This is a genomic window from Chloroflexota bacterium (assembly GCA_020850535.1).
In the GTDB taxonomy this organism is placed as follows: Bacteria; Chloroflexota; UBA6077; order UBA6077; family JACCZL01; genus JADZEM01.
Genome location: JADZEM010000217.1, coordinates 1 through 19134, shown reverse-complemented (window position 1 = coordinate 19134; position 19134 = coordinate 1). Strand labels below are relative to the sequence as shown.

Sequence of the window (19134 nt, the reverse complement as noted above, 5' to 3'; positions counted from 1 at the left end):
TCAGGCGTACTCGCCGCGCAGCGCGTTCAGGCGGACCCGCAGCACGTCGCGGAACATCCGAATCGTGTCGCGCAGCGGATCGACCCGACTGCTGGCGGCGTACTCCCACGTGACCGGCACCTCTTTGATGCCGTAGCCGAGCATTCGGGCCACATACAGCACCTCGACGTCGAATCCGAAGCCGACGACGCGCTGCCGGCTGAACACGTCGTGAGCGCAGGCGCGGGTGAACGCCTTGAAACCGCACTGGGTGTCCTGAATGCCGGGGACGGCCAACGCCTGCACCAGCAGGTTGAAGACCCGGCCCATCAGGTGGCGGGTGTACGGCTCGCCCACCCGGCGCGCGCCGGCCCCCTCGCGGCTGGCGATCACGACCTGGTGCCGTGCTGAGAGCCGATCGGTCAGGCCGATCACCTCTTCGATAGGAGTACTCAGGTCGGCGTCAGCGAAGACGATCCGGTCGCCGCGCGCCTCGGACACGCCGATTCGCACGGCGCGGCCCTTGCCCGCCAGCGGCGTCACGATCAGCTTGATGTTGCTGTCGCGCTGGGCGGCGGCCTTGACGACGTCCTCGGTGCGGTCCGTACTGCCGTTGACGACGACCAGCACTTCGTACGGCTCGCCACGGACTTCGAGGGCGTCGCTGATGCGCGCCAGGGTGGCGGGCAGACGAGACTCCTCGTTGTAGGCCGGGATGATGAGAGACAGCAGCGGATCGGTCACCAGGCCCGCTCGCGGATCAGATGTGCCCGGGGCGCTGGCGTCACCATCGGCCCGAAGGCCAGGGCCGGTCAGCGATCCCTGGGGCTGCGAGGGTGGCCCAGCAGAAACGGGGCGCACCTGCTCGTGCCCGCGCGGACGGATTCCGAGTATAGCGCATCGCAGCCGGCGGCCGGTTCTGGCGCGTGGGCGGCCTCGGCGGGCCGTATCATTCGCGAGATCCGAGGCGCGGCCGGTGCTGCCCGAGGATTCGGGGAGACGATGGCCGAGAGTCGTAGCGCAATCTCGTTCACGGTGCTGGCGACGGACCCGGCTTCGGGCGCACGGGCCGGTCGCCTGGAGACGCCCCACGGCGCGATGGAGACGCCGGCGTTCGTCGTTCCGGCCGGGCAGGGCGTCGTCGCAAGTTTGCAGCCAGACGAAGTGGCCGGTCTCGGCGCGCAGGCGACAGCCGTAAGTCTGTACCAGTTCGTGATGCGGCCCGGTGCGGATCAGCTGTCGGCGCTCGGCGGCCTGCACACCTTCTCGGGCTGGTCCGGGCCGATCTTCGTCGATAACGGCGGCTATCAGCTTGCGCGTCTGGGCGGCGACCTTGAACGGTACGATGGCCTGCTGGTCAGGCCCCGGCCAGCGCCAGACCAGTACGCCCAGCGGCGGGCGCAGGAGCGGGCGGCAGCGCAGGGGCGGATCGTCAAGGTGGACGACGACGGCGTGACCTTCCGCTCGCACCTCGACGGCTCGACCCACCGCTGGACGCCCGAGACGTTTGTGCAGCTCCAGGAGCAGTGTGGGGCCGACCTCTTCGTGGCGCTGTCGGACGAGTTCGCGGCGGCTGGCTCGGGGCGTCGGGCAGTCTCGCCGGCGCGGGCCGTCCGCTGGGCCGAGCGGACCCTGGCGGCGCGCCAGCGAACCGGCCAGGGCCTCTACGCCAGCGTGGCGGTGTCGGGAAGAGCCAGGGGCGAGGCGCACTGCGAGGCTGTCGTGGAGCTGGCCGAGCTGCCCTTCGACGGCTTCGCGCTGAGCGGGCCGGGAGCCGACATACTGGCGGCGACGGAGACAGCTCTTCGAGACACCATCGCCGCGCTGCCCTCAGACCGGCCGCGCCACCTGACGGCCCTGGGCGATCCGTCAGACCTGTTTGCGGCGGCGCGGGCCGGCATCGACACGTTCGAGTCAGCCGCGCCGACGCGCTACGCCGCGCATGGCTTACTGCTGACGGCGGCTGGTCCACTCGACATCAAGCGCGTCGTCTACCGCGAGGACGACGGCCCGCCCGACCCGACCTGTGTCTGTCCGACCTGCACGACCTTCACGCGCGCGTACCTGCGGCACCTGTTCGCTGCCGAGGAACTCCTGGCCTACACGCTGGCGGCGACCCACAACCTTGCGTTCTTCCTGGGCCTGACCGCGCGCGTCCGCGCGGCTATCATCGACGGCGTACTGGACCGGCTCGAAGCAGAGGTGCTGGCGGCGTATCCGCCCTCACGCAGGGGCCGCCCGGCGCGTCTGCCTGGGTAGCGGCTACTCGCCGGTCTGACCGTCCGTATACTCGCGCATGAAGTCGGCGTGGCCGCAGTGGCGGGCCGTCTCCTCGATCATGTGGACGAGAATCCAGCGGAGCGTGTGCCGCGGCTCCCCCTTTCGCAGCACGAGCGTCGAGCGATGGCGCGTCGGCCAGGATGCGCCGCGACTCCTCGACCTCGCGGACGTAGAACGCGAGAACCGCGTCAGGCGTCTCGTTCGGCTCGATGCGGAAGTCGCCGCCAGGGTCGCCGGCGCGCCAGGGGACTGTCAGTGGCCGACCCAGCAACCGGATCTGGAACCAGCTCCGCTCGACGTAGGCCAGGTGCTTGAGCAGGCCAAGCAGGCTCATCCCGCTGGGCGTGTGGGTGGCCGTCAGTTGCTCGCGGGTCAGGCTGTTCAGCTTCCAGAGCAGGGTGTCCCGCTGAAACTCGAGGAAGTTGACCAGGAGGTCGCGCTCGCCAGTATCGCCGCGCCGCTGGGCGCGCGAGGGGTCCAGCATGAAGCGTGCGGTGTCGAGTGTCACGTTACCCCTCGTCGGCAGCCGTCACGGCCTCCATCAGGTCGTCGCGGAGCGTGGCGATCAGCAGGCCTACTGGCTGCCCTGCCGGCGTGCCCGCAAGCCGCGCCAGCTCCTCGACCACCGCCAGCGGCTCGACCTCGTCAGCGGCGCCCGGCAGTGAGAACAGTATCGGGTAGCGCGCCCCGCCGCCATCCTGGGCAGCCGCTTCGAGCACTGCTGCGTACGCACTGTCGTCCAGCGAGGCGACCTGTACGTCGCCGATCCGAAACGCCACCATCAGACCGTGCCCTCCGCGGGCAACGGTACCGGATCGGCGTCGCTCGGCGTCGAACGACCATTTGGGGGCGGCCGGCATCGCCATGTCGTGCGGACGGGCCGGGAAGCCGGCGCGCGGTTGCAGCGTTTCCGCTGACTGGCTACCGTGTGCATCGTCGGAAGCAGCGCGGGACGATACCGTTCGGAGGACGTATGGCGCGCACGCGTGTCTGGCACGGACATGTCGCGGAGGGCCGCCGCGACGACCACGAGGCCTTCGTCCGCTGGCTCGCCACGGACCAGGCACAGGTGCAGTACGCCAAGTTCCTCCTGTCGGCCTACTCGCTGGCGCAGACGGGTGATGACCTGACGGTCACGCTGACGGCCGAGGAGCCGCCCGCCATTATTCGCTTCCTCCGTAACCCGAGGATGTGGCCAGAGTTCTGGGAGTATGACGCGGCGGGCGAGCGCGATGAGACGCCGCCGGCGCAGTCGGTACGGGTGTCCTGGCGAAAGCCCTGAGCGCACGCTGCCGCCCGCGACCAGGCGCTCGTAACAAGGAGCACGACGGTGGAGCTTGGACTACGAGGTAAGGTGGCGACTGTCACCGGGGCGAGTCGGGGAATCGGTCGCAGTATCGCGCTGGGGCTGGCCGCCGAGGGGTGCCGGCTGGCGCTCTGCGCGCGCGGCGCGGACCGCCTGAACCAGACGGCCGACGAGGCCAGAGCGCTCGGCTGCGAGGTGCTGGCCGTGCCAGTCGACGTCACGGCTGACGGCGAGGTCGAGGCGTTTGTGGAGCAGGTCGGCCAGCGGTACGGCCGGATCGATATCCTGGTGAACAACGTCGGCGGCGGCGGCAAGGATGGCTTCGTCGAGACCACGGACGAGGACTGGTCGGCCGCGTTCGACCTGACGCTCTGGCCGGCCGTGCGCGCCAGCCGGCTGGTGGTGCCTTGGATGGAGCGGCAGGGCAGCGGGTCCATCGTGATGATCTCGTCGATCTTCGGGCGCGAGTGGGGCGGCCGGCCGGCCTACAACGTGGTCAAGGCCGCCGAGAACGCCCTCTCGAAGTCGATGGCCCGTCAGCTTGCGCCGCGCGGCATCCGCGTCAACGCCATCGCACCCGGCTCGATCATCTTCCCGGGCGGCTCCTGGCAGCGGCGGGTGGACGAGACGCCCGAGAGGATGGCCGAGTTCGTCAAGAACGAGCTGCCGCTCGGGCGGTTCGGGCGGCCGGAGGAGGTTGCCAACGCCGTCACGTTTCTGGTGTCGGACGCCGCCAGCCTTGTGGTGGGCGCCTGCCTCAACGTCGACGGCGGACAGTCGCGCTCGCTGATCTAGGGCCCGCACCGCCACGGTTCGCGTCACGCCGGGGCCGGCAGTCCCGGCGTAGAATGTCGCCATGTTCCCCCAGGCCGAAGAATCTCGGCGTCGATGGGTGCCGCACCTGCTTCTCTTCGTGGTGGTGTTGATCTGGTCGGGCAACACCGTCATCTCGAAGATGGTCGTCGCCGAGGTGCCGCCTGCCCAGCTTGCACTGGTGCGCTTCAGCCTGGGCGTCCTGGCGTTTCACGTCCCGTTCTTCCTGGTGCTGTACCGCCGAGCGCCGCGCTTTCGCCGCGATGAGTGGGTCCGGCTGGCTGGCATCGGGGCCGGCGGCGCTGGTACCAGCGTGCTGTGCTTCACCATCGGGCTGAGCTACGCGCCGGCCACGTACACGTCGCTCATCTCGATGATCGGGCCGCCGCTCACGGCGTTGATGGCCTGGGTGCTGCTGCGCGAGAAGCTGACCACGATCCGGGCCATCGGGACGGGCATCGCGTTCTTTGGAGCGGCGCTCCTGGTCAGCGGCGGATCGCTGGCCGCGCCGCCGCCAGAGCTGCTGACGGGCGCCGTCTTCCTGGTGCTCTCGCAGGGCACCTGGGCTATCTACATCCTGTTCGGCAAGCCGATCCTGGCCTATCGCCAGCCGGCGCTGATCATGGGGGCGTCCCACCTGTTCGCGCTCTGCTCGATGTGGCCGATCTCCCTGTTCACCGGCGGCTGGAACTTCCTCTGGGACGCGCAGCAGTGGTCGCCGGGCGTCTGGCTCGGTATTTGCTACCTGGCGTTCGCGAACACCGCCCTGAGCCAGCTGCTGTTCCTGCTGGCCCTCCGCGACGTTTCGGCGGCGCAAGCGGTCTCGTACACCTACCTCCAGCCGCCGCTGACCGCCGTCATGGCGATGTTCGCGCTGGACGAGCAGCCGACCGTGATGACGTTCGTCTGCGGCGCGATCATCCTGATCGGTCTCTGGCTGGTGAACCGGCCGCAGCCGTCACGCGCGGCCCGCCCGGCCCGCGAGCCGCGGCCGGCCGTCTCGGTTCGCCCGGTCAAGCAGTGATGCCGGCGCAGGTTCGAGCGGCCATCCCCCTGGTGATGCTGACGCTCGTCGTGCTCATCTGGTCGAGCAACAACATCGCTACCAAACTGGTGTTGCGTGAGACCTCGCCCGGCTTGCTGATGCTGGTGCGTTTCACCGTGACCACCCTGGTCTGCTACGTGCCGGCCTTCTTGCTGATCCGGAAGATCGGGCAGCCGATGAGCCGGCGCGATTGGACGGTGCTGGCCTTCGCCTCGCTGACCGGCTACGCCCTGAGCGCGCTGATGTTCATGATCGGGATCTCGATGGTCTCGGCCACGTTCGGCTCGCTGATGATGATGACCGGGCCGTTGTGGACCGCCGTCCTGGAGCGGGCGTTCGTCGGGACGCGGATCGGGCGGCTGCAGGGCCTGGGCATGGCGATCTCGTTCACGAGCGCGGCGTTCCTGGCGACCGGCGGCAACCTGGACGCCCCAGATGCCTCGCTGCTGATCGGCGGGCTGCTGCTGATGGGCTGCCAGACCTCCTGGGGCGGCTACACCATCCTGACCAAGCCGCTCCTGGCGCGCAGGCCGCCGCTGATGATCGTCACCAGCGCCAGTATGATCGCGACGCCGGCGATGTGGCCGATCGCCGGGGCGATGGGCGCGTTCGGCGACGTGCCACAGATGGTGAACTGGTCGCCTGGTGCGTGGCTGGGCGTGGCCTACCTGATCTTCATCGCCGGCTTCTGCAGCCAGGTGCTCTACGCCTACGGCCTGCGCGACGTGACGGCGTCCCAGGCGATGGCGTTCACCTACCTGATGCCCGTCTTCACGGCCGGCTTTGCCGCGCTGCTGCTGGACGAGAAGTTGACGATGGCGACCGTCATCTGCGGCGCTTTCATCGTCTTCGGGCTGTGGCTGATGAACGCCTATCGCCCCGGCCGCAACCGAGCGCCGAAGAAGCCGGTGACGGCTGAAGACGCCGTGACGGTCGGCGAAGCGGCACCGGTCGTCGTGCCTCAGCCCGCCTCGACGCGCGAGACGGGCTGAGCCGCTGCCCTCACGGCGGCGGTTGCCTCAGGGCTTCGGGTAGAGGCGGCCGGCCTCGGCGGCGGCTGCCGCGAGGCGGCGCGCGCCCTCGCGGATGTCCTCGCGGCTGGTGGCGAAGCTCAGGCGGACATATCCCTCGCCGCCCGGGCCGAACTCGGTGCCGCTCCGCAGCGCCACGCCACGCTCGCGCAGAAACGCCGTCATCTCCTTCGAGGAGAGGGCCGACTCGTACTTGATGAAGGCGTAGAACGTGCCCTCTGGCTTGCGCCATGACAACCCGTCAGCCGACTTCAGGATCTCGTCCAGCATCTCGCGACGGTAGGCGTACTCTTCGAGCATCCGGGCCGGCTCGTCGGACGGCGTGGTCAGCGCGACCAGGCCGGCCCGCTGCACGGCCGTGTTGGCGACCGTCGTGGCTGCGCGGTGGGCCGCGAACGCGGTGGCCGCTGCGCCGTTCTTGGCGGCCAGATACCCCAGCCGCAGACCCGTCATCGCGAACGTTTTCGAGAATGTCTGGCAGAAGAGGATCCGGTCCTCGATGCCCGGCAGGTCGAGCACCGACACGTGCTCGCGGCCGTCGTAGATCAGATAGTCGTACGCTTCGTCGGCCAGGATCCAGAGGTCGCGCTCGACGCACCAGGCCGCGAGCTCTTCGACCTCGCGGCGGCTCAGCACGACCCCGGTCGGATTGTTCGGGTTGCAGAGGACGACCATCTTCGCGTGGGGGCCGGCAGCGGCCCGCAGCCGGTCGAGATCCAGGTGCAGGTCAGCGGCCTGCGGGACGTAGGTCGCCTCCGCGCCGATCATCGTGGCGACGTCGGCGTACAGGGAGAAGTTTGGATCGGGGATCAGGATCTGGTCGCCGGGGTCCAGGTAGGCGTACATGGCGGCGAAGATCGCGCCGCTGCCGCCCGTCGTGATCAGCACGTCGGCGGCCGTCCAGGTGCTGCCGCTCCGCTTCGAGAGCTGATCCGCGATGACTGCCCGCAGCTCAGGGTCGCCCTGGAGCGTGCCGTAGTGAGTGTGGCCCTGCTCGCAGGCGTCCAGGATCGCCTCGGCGATGTAGCGAGGCGTCGGGAAGTCGGGGTCGCCGGTGTGCATCTGGATGACACCGGGGCCGGGCGGCTTCGATGCGCCGGCCCGTTCGCTGGACAGGAGCTTCTTGATCAGCGCTGACGGCTCTCGCACGTCGAACCTCCGCCCCGCTCCGCTTGCCGCTCGATACACGGGGCCCCAGGATTGTGCAGCCGTCCCAGAAGTGGGAGCAATGCGTCAGTTGGCGTGGTCGTCGGCCACCTCGCGCCGGCACTCTGAAAGAGCTGGAAGCGGACGTTCGGACGTTCCAGGCGGAAGCCGGTCAGGGTATCCAGCACGAGCTGCGCGCCGAGATCGCACTCCAGCCGGGCGCTGATCGGCGGCCTGCTGGTGCTGGCCCTGCTGGCGGCGTTCCGGCTGGCCCATACGCCGCCGCTGGCGGTCCGCCAGCCGACGTGGTCGGCGCGTCCGGCCCACGGCTCGCAGGCGGCGTAGCCCGACGCACACTGGCGGGTGCGACCGTGCAGGGCACGGCCTGCACCCGTGCAGCAGAACGCCCGCCGGTCCTTCGGGAGCGGCGGGCGGTGGGAGCGGGATAGGGGACTCGAACCCCTGCTAATAGCTTGGAAGGCTACTGTGCTGCCATTACACCAATCCCGCTGATGCGACGGTCAATTCTAGGCCGCTGGCCCCAACCGGGCAAGCCTTCGTGAGCCGAACGCGGCTGACGCAGTCGCCAAAATCGGAAGCCAGATGGCCCCAGGGCGATTGCATGTCTGTTGGTGCTCCCGAGACACCGTCACACGCGAGGTCGGGGACTGAAGTCCCCGCCTACAGTCACACCGTCGCTGCGCGACGGCCGTCGGGAACGGCAGGCACTGGTGCGACTGGAGCGTCGCGCAGCGACAGCAGGATGGTAGGCGGGGCTTTCAAGCCCCGACGCAGCGGCACGACGCGCTCAACATACGATTGCACTGGTAGCAGCATCAGGGCGATTGCTGCATGTCTGTTGGTGCTCCCGAGGCACCGTCACACGCGAGGTCGGGGACTGAAGTCCCCGCCTACAGTCACGCCGTCGCTGCGCGACGGCGGTGGGGAACGGCCGGCACTGGTGCGACTGGAGCGTCGCGCAGCGACAGCAGGATCGTAGGCGGGGCTTTCAAGCCCCGACGCAGCGGCACGACGACATCAACATACGATTGCACTGGTAGCAGCAGCAGGGCGATTGCATGTGCATTGGTGTCCCCGAAGGATCATGGAACGGGCGGTCGGGGGTTGAAGTCCCCGCCTACAGTCACGCCGTCGGGAACGGCCGGCACTGGTGCGACTACAGCGTCGCGCAGCGACAGCAGGATGGTAGGCGGGGCTTTCAAGCCCCGACGCGGCGGCACGACGACATCAACATGCAATCGGCCTGCAGATGGCCCGATGCTTGTTGCACCGTATGGGCAGGAGGAGTATACTTCGATATAGAACAGACGTTCGACGCCACTCCTGGTGGCGGTGTGTTGTGGGAACCTGCCGACCTGTGCGGCGGGGGAATCGGGAGCATGGTGATGGAGAAGCGAGCACGCGGGAAGAGCGCCGAGACTGTCGAGCGCCAGGATGCGCCGACAGCGGCCGAGCAGGCGGCGGAGCAGGCGGCGGAGATCGACGGTCTGACGCCGTTCACGCCCGAGGAGGACGAGCCGATGGTGGCCGCGCTGTCCGGTCGCCCCGAGAGCAGCCCGCCCGAGTCTGAGCTGTACGCCCGCCTTGCCACGCCGTTCGATGTGACGTTCCGCGATCTGCGGGGCGGCGTCGAGCTGGAGTACGTGACCGGCGAACAGGTGGCGACGCGCCTCAACGAGGAGCTGGGCTTTCTGGCCTGGAGCTTCCGGGTGCTGGAGCACGGCATCCACGCCGAGGCCGATGAGTGCTGGGTGCTAGGCGAGTTGACGGTGGACGTGGCCGGCCGGAGCGTCGTGCGGCAGCAGTTCGGCAGCCAGAAGGTCAAGCGCTCGCGTTCGAGCGGCACGCCGATGGACATCGGGTTTGATCTGAAGGGCGCGGCGACGGACGCGCTCAAGAAGTGCGCCTCGCTGGTGGGCGTCGGGCTGTACCTCTGGAAGAAGGAGCCGCCGGCCGGGCTGGGGAACGGCGGGCAGCCGGGGGCGGGCTACTCGGGCAATGGGAACGGCTCGTACGGAAATGGCGGCGGCTCCAACGGGAGCGGCCAGGGCGGCTACGGCCCGAACGGCAGCGGCCAGAACGGCGTGCAGATCGTGGGGGGCGGCGCGGCGGCCCCGTCCGACTCGGAGGTCTACGCCTGCGAGGAGTGCGGCGAGCCGCTGACCGAGACCCGCTTCAAGGACGGCACGAACTGGCCTCCGAGTCAGCTTGCCGTGTTCGGGCGGCGCAAGCACAGCCGGGTGCTCTGCATGATGCACTACCGCGAGGCCAACCAGGCGAAGCGGCGCGCCGATGAGGCGCTCCAGCAGGTGCCGTTCTAACGCGGAACCCCTTCCACCCGTGAGCGCGTCGGGGGACGCGCTCGATACGGCGGACGACCCCGGCGACAGCTCGTTGCCGGGGTCGTTCTGTGCGCGGACGGCAGCCTCGTCATAACGTTCGACTGCGCGTCCACGCCGAAATTGTGACATCGAATTCGTGCCCGGGCCGCTTGACGCCCTGCTAGCGTATCCGTACAGTAGTAGGCAACAAACCGCTTGTACGACGACCCAGGTAGGTCTTACGGGGAGGCTCGTGCCCGAGCACTACCACCATCCGAGGAGGTGCCGTAGCCGCAGTGCGGCCTCGGTGCGCCCTGACTGCCGCCCCGTGGGCCTTCGCCCCCGGGGTTTCTGTTTAGGTGGGACCGCGCTCACCTCCCGCACGATCGACAGAACGGCCGCCCCTGTCTGGGGGCGGTCGTTGGCTATCCCCCAGCTTTCGCGTTCGGTCGTTCGTTCTGCAAGCTCGATACGGAGGCGCAGATGGCAACCAGTTTGACTAGCGGCCCGACTCCCGATCTCTCTGCAAACCTCGGCGCAAACCTCGACAGGCCACGAGGCGCAAGCCGCCTGCGCCATGCCTATGGCTTTGACGACGTCGCCCTGGTGCCCGGTACGCTGACCGTCGATCCGGAGGAGATCGATCTCTCCTGGAGGCTCGGGCCGCACAAGCTGGGCCTCCCGATCCTCGCCTCGGCCATGGATGGCGTGGTTGATCCGGCGTTCGCCGTCACGCTCGGGAAGGCCGGCGGTCTGGCTGTGCTCAACCTGGAAGGCTTGCAGACCCGCTACGAGCGCCCCGAGGAACAGCTTGCCCAGATCGCGGAGGCCCCGGCCAGCGAGGTCACGTCGCTGCTCCAGCAGCTGTACCGCGCCCCCATGCGCGACGACCTCGTCGCTGCTCGGATCCAGGAGATCAAGGCCGCTGGCGTGCTGGCCGCCGTCTCGTCCACCCCGGCGAACGCCGCCCATCTCGGACAGGTGGCCGCCGCTGCCGGCGCAGATATCTTCGTCGTGCAGTCCACGGTGAGCACGGTCCGCTACCGCACGCGCGGCGAGGCGCTCGACCTTGCGAAGCTCTGCGCTGCCATGCCGATCCCCGTCGTCGTCGGCAACTGCGTCTCGTTCGCGGCGGCGCTGGAGCTGCTCCGGACGGGCGTCAGCGGGCTGCTGGTCGGCGTCGGGCCGGGGGCGGCCTGCACCAGCCGCGAGGTGCTCGGCGTGGGCGTGCCGCAGGTGACGGCGACCATCGACTGCAGCGAGGCGCGCGACGTCTACTACCGCGAGACGGGCCGGTACGTCCCGATCATCACGGACGGCGGCATGCGGACCGGCGGCGACATCAACAAGGCGCTGGCCAGCGGCGCGGACGCCGTCATGCTCGGCTCGCCGTTCGCGCAGACCGCCGAGGCCCCCGGGCGGGGCCACCACTGGGGCATGGCGACGCCGCATGGCGCGCTGCCGCGCGGCACCCGCATCCGCGTCGGGGTCAGCGGGACGCTGGAACAGGTACTCTTTGGCCCGACCTCGCGGACGGACGGGACGCAGAACCTCGTCGGGGCGATCCGCACCTGCATGGGCGTCTGCGGGGCGACAACCATCTCGGAGATGCACGACGTCGAAATGGTGATCGCTCCTTCGATCAAGACCGAGGGCAAGCTCTGGCAGCTGGCGGGGGCCAAGTGAGCGACGGGACCTCATCCCGCGTCTCCGTCTCGGGAGACGTCGAGGTTGGCACGTATCTGGAGATCGCCGAGGCCGAGGCGATGGCGAAGCAGCCGGGCGTGTCCGAGGGCGCGCCCGAGCTGGTTCACCCGACCGCCCGTGACGCCGTCGCGATCCTCGACTACGGCTCGCAGTACAGCCAGTTGATCGCGCGGCGCGTCCGCGAGGCCAACGTCTACTGCGAGCTGCTGCCGCACGACATCACGCCCGAGCGGTTCGCGTCGCTGAACCCGCGCGGCGTGATTCTGAGCGGCGGCCCGGCCAGCGTCTACGCCGACGGCGCGCCGCTGATCCCGCGGTTTGTGCTGGAGAGCGGCCTGCCGATCCTCGGTATCTGCTACGGGATGCAGCTGCTGGCGCATCAGCTTGGCGGAAAGGTCGCGCCGAGCAACAAGCGCGAGTACGGCCCGGCCAACCTGCACCGCGCGGCCGGCGACGGCGCGATCTTCTACGGGCTGCCGGACAGCTTCGGCGTCTGGATGAGCCACGGCGACAAGGTCACCGAGCTGCCGCCTGGCTTTGAGATCATCGCTCGCAGCGACAACTCCGACTTCGCGGCGATGGCCGACAGTCGGGGGCATATCGGCATCCAGTTCCATCCCGAAGTGGTGCACACGCCGCTCGGGAAGGACATCATCAAGAACTTCCTCTACAAGGTCTGCGGCTGCGAACCGACCTGGACCTCGGGGAACTACATCGAGCGGGCCGTCAGCGACATCCGCACCCAGGTCGGCAACGGCCGGGTGATCTGCGCGCTCTCGGGCGGCGTCGACTCGGCCGTGGCGGCGTCGCTGATCCACGAGGCGATCGGGGATCAACTGACCTGCGTGTTCGTCAACAACGGCCTGATGCGGCGCGAGGAGCCGGAGCGGACCGTCGCGACGTTCGGGAAGCACCTCAAGTTCAACCTGATCGCCGTGGACGCCGCCGACCGCTTCCTGGGCGAGCTGAACGGCATCACCGACCCCGAGCAGAAGCGCAAGATCGTCGGCGGCGAGTTCATCAAGGTCTTCGCGGAGGAGGCCCGCAAGCTCGGGAAGATCGACTACCTGGCGCAGGGCACGCTCTACCCCGACGTGATCGAGAGCACCGCTCCGGAGACGAAGGCGGCGTCGAAGATCAAGACCCACCACAACGTCGGCGGGCTGCCCAAGGATCTGCCGTTCCGGCTGGTCGAGCCGTTGCGCTACCTCTTCAAGGACGAGGTCCGCGAGGTCGGGATGGCGCTCGGGCTGCCGGAAGACATGGTCTGGCGGCAGCCGTTCCCCGGCCCTGGCCTCTCGATCCGCATCCTCGGCGAGGTGACCGAGGAGCGGCTGGAGATGGTGCGCGGCGCGGACTGGGTCGTCATGAGCGAGATCAAGGCGGCCGGACTCTACCGCGAGATGTGGCAGAGCTTCGCCGTCCTGACGCCGCTGCGGACCGTCGGCGTGATGGGCGACTTCCGCACCTACGGCCACATGGTGGCCCTGCGGATGGTCACCTCGGATGACGGCATGACAGCCGACTGGGCGCGCGTTCCCTACGAGGTGCTGGCGCGGATCTCCAATCGGATCGTCAACGAGGTGCCCGGGGTCAACCGTGTCACTCTGGACATCACGTCCAAGCCGCCGGGCACCATCGAATGGGAGTAAACTCGTAGCGACATCAGAGAGACGGGCGAGCAGATGCTCGCCCGTCCTGTGTGGGCCTCCCGTCACATCTTGCCGAAGTTCTCGTCGCCACTGCCAGCGCATGCGGCGTCACCCGATGCGCTCGCTCGTGCGCGGACCCGCCCCAGGAGTTGATGCTCGGTGATTCCTCGCTATTCGTTCCCCGACATGGCCCGCATCTGGGCGGATGAGCAGAAGTACGAGTACTGGCGGCGGGTCGAGGTCGCCGTCTGCGAGGCCTGGGCCGAGATCGGGGTGGTGCCGACGGACGCGCTGCCGGCCATCCGCGCCGCGACGTTCGACCTGAAGCGGATCGGCGAGGTCTTCCAGGAGACGCGGCACGACGTGATCGCGTTCGTGCGGAGCATGGCCGAGTCGGCCGGGCCGGCCGGGCGGTACATCCACTTCGGGCTGACCTCGTCCGACGTCTGGGACACCGCGACATCGCTGCAACTGGTCGAGGCCACCGACATCTTGCTGGCCGATGTCGACCGGCTGGAGCGGGCCGTCAGCGCGAAGGCCGTCGAGCACAAAGACACCGTCTGCATCGGGCGCTCGCACGGCATCCACGCTGAGCCGACCACCTTCGGGCACAAGCTGGCGGTCTGGGTGGCGATGATCCGGCGCAATCGAGAGCGGCTCCAGGCGGCCCGCAAGGAGATCGCCGTCGGGCAGATCTCGGGGGCGGTCGGGACGCACGCCAACGTGCCAGCCCGCGTCGAGGACGTGGTCTGCGAACGGCTGGGGATCGCCCCGGCTGAGGCCTCGACCCAGATCCTCCAGCGGGACCGACACGCCGCCTACGTCTCGGCGCTGGCGGTGGTCGCGGCGACGCTGGAGATGATGGCGACGGAGATCCGCTCGCTTCAGCGGACCGAGGTCATGGAGGTGGCCGAGCCGTTCTCGGCCGGCCAGCAGGGCAGCTCCTCGATGCCGCACAAGCGCAATCCTGAGCTGACCGAGCGGATCTGCGGGCTGGCGCGGGTCGTCCGCGCGGCGGCGCTGCCGGCCCTGGAGAACGTGGCGCTCTGGCACGAGCGCGACATCAGCCACTCGTCGGCGGAGCGCATCATCCTGCCAGATGCGACCGTCGCGCTGGACTACATGCTGCGGATCTTCTCCGACATCATGGAGCGGCTCGACGTCTTCCCGGAGCGGATGTTCCAGAATCTGCGCTCGACGCGCGGCCTGATCTTCTCGGAGCGGGTGCTGCTCAAGCTGGTCCAGAGCGGCATGATCCGCAACGACGCCTACCTGATCGTGCAGGCCGGGGCAAAGCGGGTCTGGGCTGGCGAGAGCGACCTCAAGACGGTGCTGCTGAGCGATCCGCGCGTCACCGAGCGGCTCACGGCCGCGCAGCTTGACGAGTGCTTCGAGCTGGATCACCACATGCAGGGGATCGACGTGCCGTTCAAGCGGCTCGGCCTGATCCCGGCCTGAGACGGAGACGATGTATCGACACCCGTTTCTCGATGGCGGGCCGGCCCCGAGGGCACTCTCCGAGATCGGCCTCACCGAGCTGCCGCTGATCGGCCGGGGCAAGGTCCGCGAGATCTACGATCTGGGCGACCAGCTCCTGTTCGTGGCCACCGACCGGCTGTCGGCGTTCGACGTGGTGATGGGCGAGCCGATCCCTGGCAAGGGGATCGTGCTGTCGTCGATGTCGGCGTTCTGGTTCGAGCAGTTCAAGGATCTCGTGCCGAACCACTTCCTGACCGACGATCCTGCCGGGGTTGTGCCCGAGATCGCGCATCGACGGGAGCAACTGGTGGGTCGGGCCATGCTGGTCAAGAAGTGCCAGCGGCTGGATGTCGAGTGCGTGGTGCGCGGCTACCTGGCCGGTTCGGGCTGGGCCGAATACCGACAGCACGGGACGCTGGCCGGCGAGCCGCTGCCGGCCGGCATCCTTGAGGCCGGCAAGCTGCCCGAGGTCCGCTTCACGCCGAGCACCAAGGAGGCTGAGGGCCACGATCTCCCGCTGACGCGCACCGAGCTGGCTGACCGCATCGGACATGAACTGGCCGGCATCCTTGAAGCGAAGAGCATCGCGCTGTACACGGCCGCCCACGAGTACGCCCTGGCGCGCGGCATCATCGTCGCCGACACGAAGTTCGAGTTCGGGTTGCTGGACGGCGAAGTGATCCTGATCGACGAGGTGCTGACGCCTGACTCGTCGCGGTTCTGGCCGCTGGAGGGGTACGAGCCGGGCCGGACGCCGCCCTCGCTCGACAAGCAGCCGATCCGCGACGCCCTCGAAGCGATGGGCTGGAACAAGCAGCCGCCCCCGCCGCCATTGTCAGACGCTGTGGTGCTGGAGACCTCGAACCGCTACCGCGAGGCGTTCCAGCGCCTGGTAAGCCCGGACTGAACTCGGTACGTGACGAAATCCCGTTCATGTGCGGCATTGGCGATCAAGGAACACAGCCGACGCTAGGGGTGGGCGGTGAGCCGTTCCAGAAGTAGCTCGTAGACGGCGTATGGTACCTGCTGGCTGCCGATCCGGGCGCCGTCCTTGCTGCGCGGGCCGTGGCAGTCCGAGCCGCCCGTCACCAGCAGGCCAAGCTCATCGGCCACGGCGGCGTAGTGCTCGCGCTCCCGCGGCCGGTGGATGATCTGCCAGACCTCGATGCCGTCCAGGCCGGCATCCGCCAGCGGGCGCAGCTCGTCGGCTGGCAGGTGCGGGCGGTTCTTGATCGTTCGAGCGGGATGGGCCAGGACGGCCAGCCCTCCCGCCGCGTGGATCAGGTCGATGGCCTCTGCGGCCGTGTAGGCGCGCGGCTCCTGGCTCGCCAGTTTGAGCAGGCTTGCGCCGTTCTTCGCCTTGCGGAGGACGCCTTGCTGCACCATCGCCAGCACCAGCGCCGCGCCGCTGGCGTAGCGCGTCCTGATCCCCTTCAGATGGTCGAGCGTCAGCGGCGTGCCGGCCGCCTCCAGGGCAGCCAGCACCGCGTCCACGTGGGTGGCCATGATCTCGCGGCCCCGATCGAGCGCGGCGACGAGCCGTTCGTTGGCCGGATCGATGCCGTAGCCGAGCATGTGGACGGTCCGCCCGTGCCAGTCAGCCGTCAGTTCGATGCCGGGCAGGAGCGCAACGCCGTGCTCTGCCGCCGCCGTCTGCGCTTCGGCAAGGCCGCCGAGCACGTCATGGTCGGTGATGGCGATAGCCGCAAGGTTGGCCGTCACAGCCTCTTCGACGACCCGGCGCGGCGTCCAGCGGCCGTCCGACCACGTGGTGTGCAGGTGGAGATCGACGTAACAATCATGGGCGGCTGGGCTGGTCACCCGAGCGTTGTACCACGCCAGAATGTCCGTGCGAATGGACGCCTGGGGCCGTGGTACAGTGTCGAAGCACCAGTTTTGCAGCAGATATCAGCAGGGCAGCGGGCGCTCGGCCACCATCGGTTGCAGGCCCGCGACCCGAAGGGAGACCGGACGTGGCTGACGGCACGCCGACCATCAATCCGCACATGTTTCGGGCGTACGACATTCGCGGACTCGCGGGCACCGACCTGACACCCGACGTGACCCGCCTGATCGGTCAGGCCTGGGGCACGTGGCTCCGACGGCGTGGCGGTTCGAGCATGGTGGTGGGCGGCGACCTGCGACCACACACCCCCGGTCTGAAGGGCGCGTTCATCGAGGGCGCGCTGGCCTCCGGCTGCGACGTGACGGACATCGGCGATGCCACGTCGCCCCTGATGTACTTCGCCACGATCCACCGGAAGACCTCCGGCGGCGTCAACATCACGGCCAGTCACAACCCCGTCGAGTACAACGGCATCAAGATGGTCGAGGCCGACGCCCTCCCGATTGCCGAGGAGGAGATCCGCGAGGTCCGCGACCTGGCCCTGGCCGGCGACTTCGAGACCGGCAGCGGCGCGCTCAGCCGGTGGGATCCTCGCCCCGACTACTACGCCAAGATCGCCTCGCTGGTGAACCTCGCGCGGCCGATGAAGGTCGTGGTGGACACCGGCAACGGCGTGGCGGGCTTGTTCGTGCCCGAGATGCTGCGGAAGCTCGGCTGCGAGGTGGTCGAGCTGTACACCGAGCCGGACTCGACCTTCCCCAACCACCTGCCGGATCCGGAGGATCCTGCCAATATGGCTGACCTGATGAAGCTGGTGCCCGAGGTGGGGGCCGAGGTCGGGCTGGCCTGGGACGGCGACGGCGACCGCCTCGGCGTCTGCGACGAGAAGGGCTTTCGCTGGGAGGCCGACTTCATCAACATCCTGCTGGCGCGTGACCTGCTGACGCGTCACCCTGGCTCGACGGTCTTGCTGGACGTGAAGTCGTCGCTCAACACCCTGGCCGACGTGAAGGCGCACGGTGGCAACCCGCAGCTTGGGAAGACCGGCCACTCATTCATGAAGCGGCGGATGAAGGCCGAGGGCATCCTGCTGGGTGGCGAACTCTCCGGCCACATCTTCCTGGGCGAGAACTACTACCCCGTGGACGATGCGTTGATCGCGGCCGGTCGCGTGTTGAGCATCCTGTCCCGTTCGGACAAGCCGCTCTCGGCGCAGTTCTCCCAGCTGCCGCCGCTCTACGCCACGCACCTGATTCAGCTGCACTGCCCAGACGACAAGAAGTTTGGGGTGGTGGCGGCCCTGCGGGATCAGCTCGCGGCGAAGTACCCGGTCATCGACATCGACGGCGCACGGGCCGATTTTGGAGATGGCTGGGCGCTGGTGCGGAACTCGAATACGTCGCCGGCGCTGACGGTCCGCTGCGAGGCGCGCAGCCCCGAGAAGCTGGACCAGATCTACAAGGTCATGCACGATCTGCTGGCTGCCCAGCCGAGCGTCAACATGAGCAAGTGGCCGCCAACGGCGACCTCGCCGGCCATCGGCGGCCACTGATCGTCGGAAAGAAGGCTCTCACCCCCCGACCCAACGGCGCCTGTTGCTACCACGTTGCCATTCTGTAGCGTGAGCAAGATCCCTCGACTGCGTTCGCACGCTCGCTCGGCTCGGGATGACGGGTACGACGCCGCCTTCTGCGTGGTGGAGTGCTAGCTGACGGCCGCCGTGATGCTCTGGACGTGCTCCGTCGGGTGGCCGATCAGGATGCGCTCGATGATGTCCGCCGTGCTCCACTCGGCGCCGCCGACGAATGACATCGGCGAGCGTCGGTCGAGCTGCTCGTCGCTCAGGCCGCGCACGACACTCGCGGCAGCAGCTCCGTTGGTCCGGAGCGCCGCCAGCGTGTCAGCCTTCGAGACGTTCTTGAACTCCTCGGCGTGCTGGGCGTTGCCGGCGTCGATCATCTCCATCGTGATCGGCGGGAGCGGCTGACCGCTCGCCATCAACTGGATCAGGCCGGCCAGCGCCACGTGGGTCTGCGCCACGTGGTGCGCCGCCACGGCCACCGACCAGCCTTCGGCCTCGCAGATGGCCCGGACCTGCGCGTCTGAACAGGCCTCGACAGCGGCGATGACGGCGGCGTTCGCCCGCTCGAACGCGTCGGCGAGTCCTGCTGCTCGTGAACTCATGGTGGCGCCTCCTCTGGTGATTCGGGCCAGTCGATGCAGGATGCCAGTCCAGGGCGAACGTATCACCAGTTCGTCCATCCTGCTCGCTACCCTTAACTTTTGATCGCGTATGTATATACACATGCGAGAGCGAAGTTGCGGACTTCTCACGGTACAGCTCGGGCGTCGATGCCCCAGGGCGATTGCATGTTGATGTTGTCGTGCCGCCGCGTCGGGGCTTGAAAGCCCCGCCTACGATCCTGCAGTCGCTGCGCGACGCTGTAGTCTCACCAGTCCCTGTCCGTGCCCGGTGTCCGTCGCGCAGCGACGGCATGCGTGTAGGCG

The 19134-nt window shown here is 68.7% G+C and carries 16 protein-coding genes, 1 tRNA gene and 1 pseudogene; 11 read left to right on the top strand and 7 right to left on the bottom strand.

Translation table 11 applies throughout. The features are described from left to right. Entirely contained in the window at positions 1-726 is a 726-nt protein-coding gene (locus tag IT306_29745; protein MCC7372633.1) for a glycosyltransferase family 2 protein, read from the bottom strand. A 255-nt stretch (positions 727-981) separates the two neighbouring features. Between IT306_29745 and IT306_29740 the strand changes: the two genes are divergently transcribed. Beyond that, entirely contained in the window at positions 982-2238 is a 1257-nt protein-coding gene (locus IT306_29740; GenBank protein ID MCC7372632.1) for a queuine tRNA-ribosyltransferase family protein, read from the top strand. Between the two features lie 3 nt (positions 2239-2241). Here IT306_29740 and IT306_29735 read toward each other — a convergent pair. Continuing rightward, positions 2242-2743: pseudogene (locus tag IT306_29735) on the bottom strand (DinB family protein). Between the two features lie 25 nt (positions 2744-2768). Next, positions 2769-3041: a hypothetical protein gene (locus tag IT306_29730; GenBank protein MCC7372631.1), complete on the bottom strand. Its 273-nt coding sequence runs from the start codon at positions 3039-3041 to the stop codon at positions 2769-2771. A 191-nt stretch (positions 3042-3232) separates the two neighbouring features. On the opposite strand from IT306_29730, the gene IT306_29725 reads away from it, so the two are divergent. From IT306_29725 to IT306_29710, 4 genes are all read left to right on the top strand, one after another. Then, complete coding sequence (locus tag IT306_29725) at positions 3233-3541, top strand: hypothetical protein (protein ID MCC7372630.1); 309 nt, start codon at positions 3233-3235, stop codon at positions 3539-3541. 48 nt (positions 3542-3589) lie between these two features. Next, positions 3590-4360 carry an SDR family oxidoreductase gene (locus IT306_29720; GenBank protein MCC7372629.1) on the top strand — a complete coding sequence of 257 codons (771 nt, stop codon included), beginning with the start codon at positions 3590-3592 and terminating at the stop codon, positions 4358-4360. Positions 4361-4457: 97 nt separating this feature from the next. After that, positions 4458-5402 carry a DMT family transporter gene (locus tag IT306_29715; GenBank protein ID MCC7372628.1) on the top strand — a complete coding sequence of 315 codons (945 nt, stop codon included), beginning with the start codon at positions 4458-4460 and terminating at the stop codon, positions 5400-5402. Further along, positions 5402-6415 (top strand): DMT family transporter, encoded by a 1014-nt coding sequence (locus tag IT306_29710; GenBank protein ID MCC7372627.1) that lies wholly within the window; start codon positions 5402-5404, stop codon positions 6413-6415. The genes IT306_29715 and IT306_29710 overlap by 1 nt, the downstream gene beginning before the upstream one ends. A 27-nt stretch (positions 6416-6442) precedes the next feature. On the opposite strand, the gene IT306_29705 is transcribed toward IT306_29710, so the two are convergent. Continuing rightward, positions 6443-7603: a pyridoxal phosphate-dependent aminotransferase gene (locus IT306_29705; protein MCC7372626.1), complete on the bottom strand. Its 1161-nt coding sequence runs from the start codon at positions 7601-7603 to the stop codon at positions 6443-6445. Positions 7604-8039: 436 nt separating this feature from the next. After that, positions 8040-8110, bottom strand: a tRNA-Gly gene (locus IT306_29700). An 896-nt stretch (positions 8111-9006) separates the two neighbouring features. On the opposite strand from IT306_29700, the gene IT306_29695 reads away from it, so the two are divergent. The 5 genes from IT306_29695 to IT306_29675 all read left to right on the top strand — a co-directional run bounded on the left by IT306_29695 (position 9007) and on the right by IT306_29675 (position 15687). Next, positions 9007-9942: a hypothetical protein gene (locus IT306_29695; protein ID MCC7372625.1), complete on the top strand. Its 936-nt coding sequence runs from the start codon at positions 9007-9009 to the stop codon at positions 9940-9942. A 483-nt stretch (positions 9943-10425) separates the two neighbouring features. Then, positions 10426-11628 (top strand): GuaB3 family IMP dehydrogenase-related protein, encoded by a 1203-nt coding sequence (locus IT306_29690; protein ID MCC7372624.1) that lies wholly within the window; start codon positions 10426-10428, stop codon positions 11626-11628. A gap of 80 nt (positions 11629-11708) precedes the next feature. Further along, on the top strand, positions 11709-13301 hold the full coding sequence (gene guaA / locus IT306_29685) for a glutamine-hydrolyzing GMP synthase (protein MCC7372623.1): 1593 nt from the start codon (positions 11709-11711) through the stop codon (positions 13299-13301). Between the two features lie 159 nt (positions 13302-13460). Further along, positions 13461-14759 (top strand): adenylosuccinate lyase, encoded by a 1299-nt coding sequence (locus IT306_29680; protein MCC7372622.1) that lies wholly within the window; start codon positions 13461-13463, stop codon positions 14757-14759. 10 nt (positions 14760-14769) lie between these two features. Then, positions 14770-15687 carry a phosphoribosylaminoimidazolesuccinocarboxamide synthase gene (locus IT306_29675; protein ID MCC7372621.1) on the top strand — a complete coding sequence of 306 codons (918 nt, stop codon included), beginning with the start codon at positions 14770-14772 and terminating at the stop codon, positions 15685-15687. A 62-nt stretch (positions 15688-15749) separates the two neighbouring features. Here the strand turns inward: IT306_29675 and IT306_29670 are convergent, their stop codons facing one another. Continuing rightward, on the bottom strand, positions 15750-16601 hold the full coding sequence (locus IT306_29670) for a PHP domain-containing protein (GenBank protein ID MCC7372620.1): 852 nt from the start codon (positions 16599-16601) through the stop codon (positions 15750-15752). Positions 16602-16753: 152 nt separating this feature from the next. On the opposite strand from IT306_29670, the gene IT306_29665 reads away from it, so the two are divergent. Continuing rightward, positions 16754-18178 carry a phosphomannomutase/phosphoglucomutase gene (locus tag IT306_29665; protein ID MCC7372619.1) on the top strand — a complete coding sequence of 475 codons (1425 nt, stop codon included), beginning with the start codon at positions 16754-16756 and terminating at the stop codon, positions 18176-18178. A gap of 152 nt (positions 18179-18330) precedes the next feature. On the opposite strand, the gene IT306_29660 is transcribed toward IT306_29665, so the two are convergent. After that, on the bottom strand, positions 18331-18810 hold the full coding sequence (locus tag IT306_29660) for a DinB family protein (GenBank protein ID MCC7372618.1): 480 nt from the start codon (positions 18808-18810) through the stop codon (positions 18331-18333). Between the last annotated feature and the right edge of the window lie 324 nt (positions 18811-19134).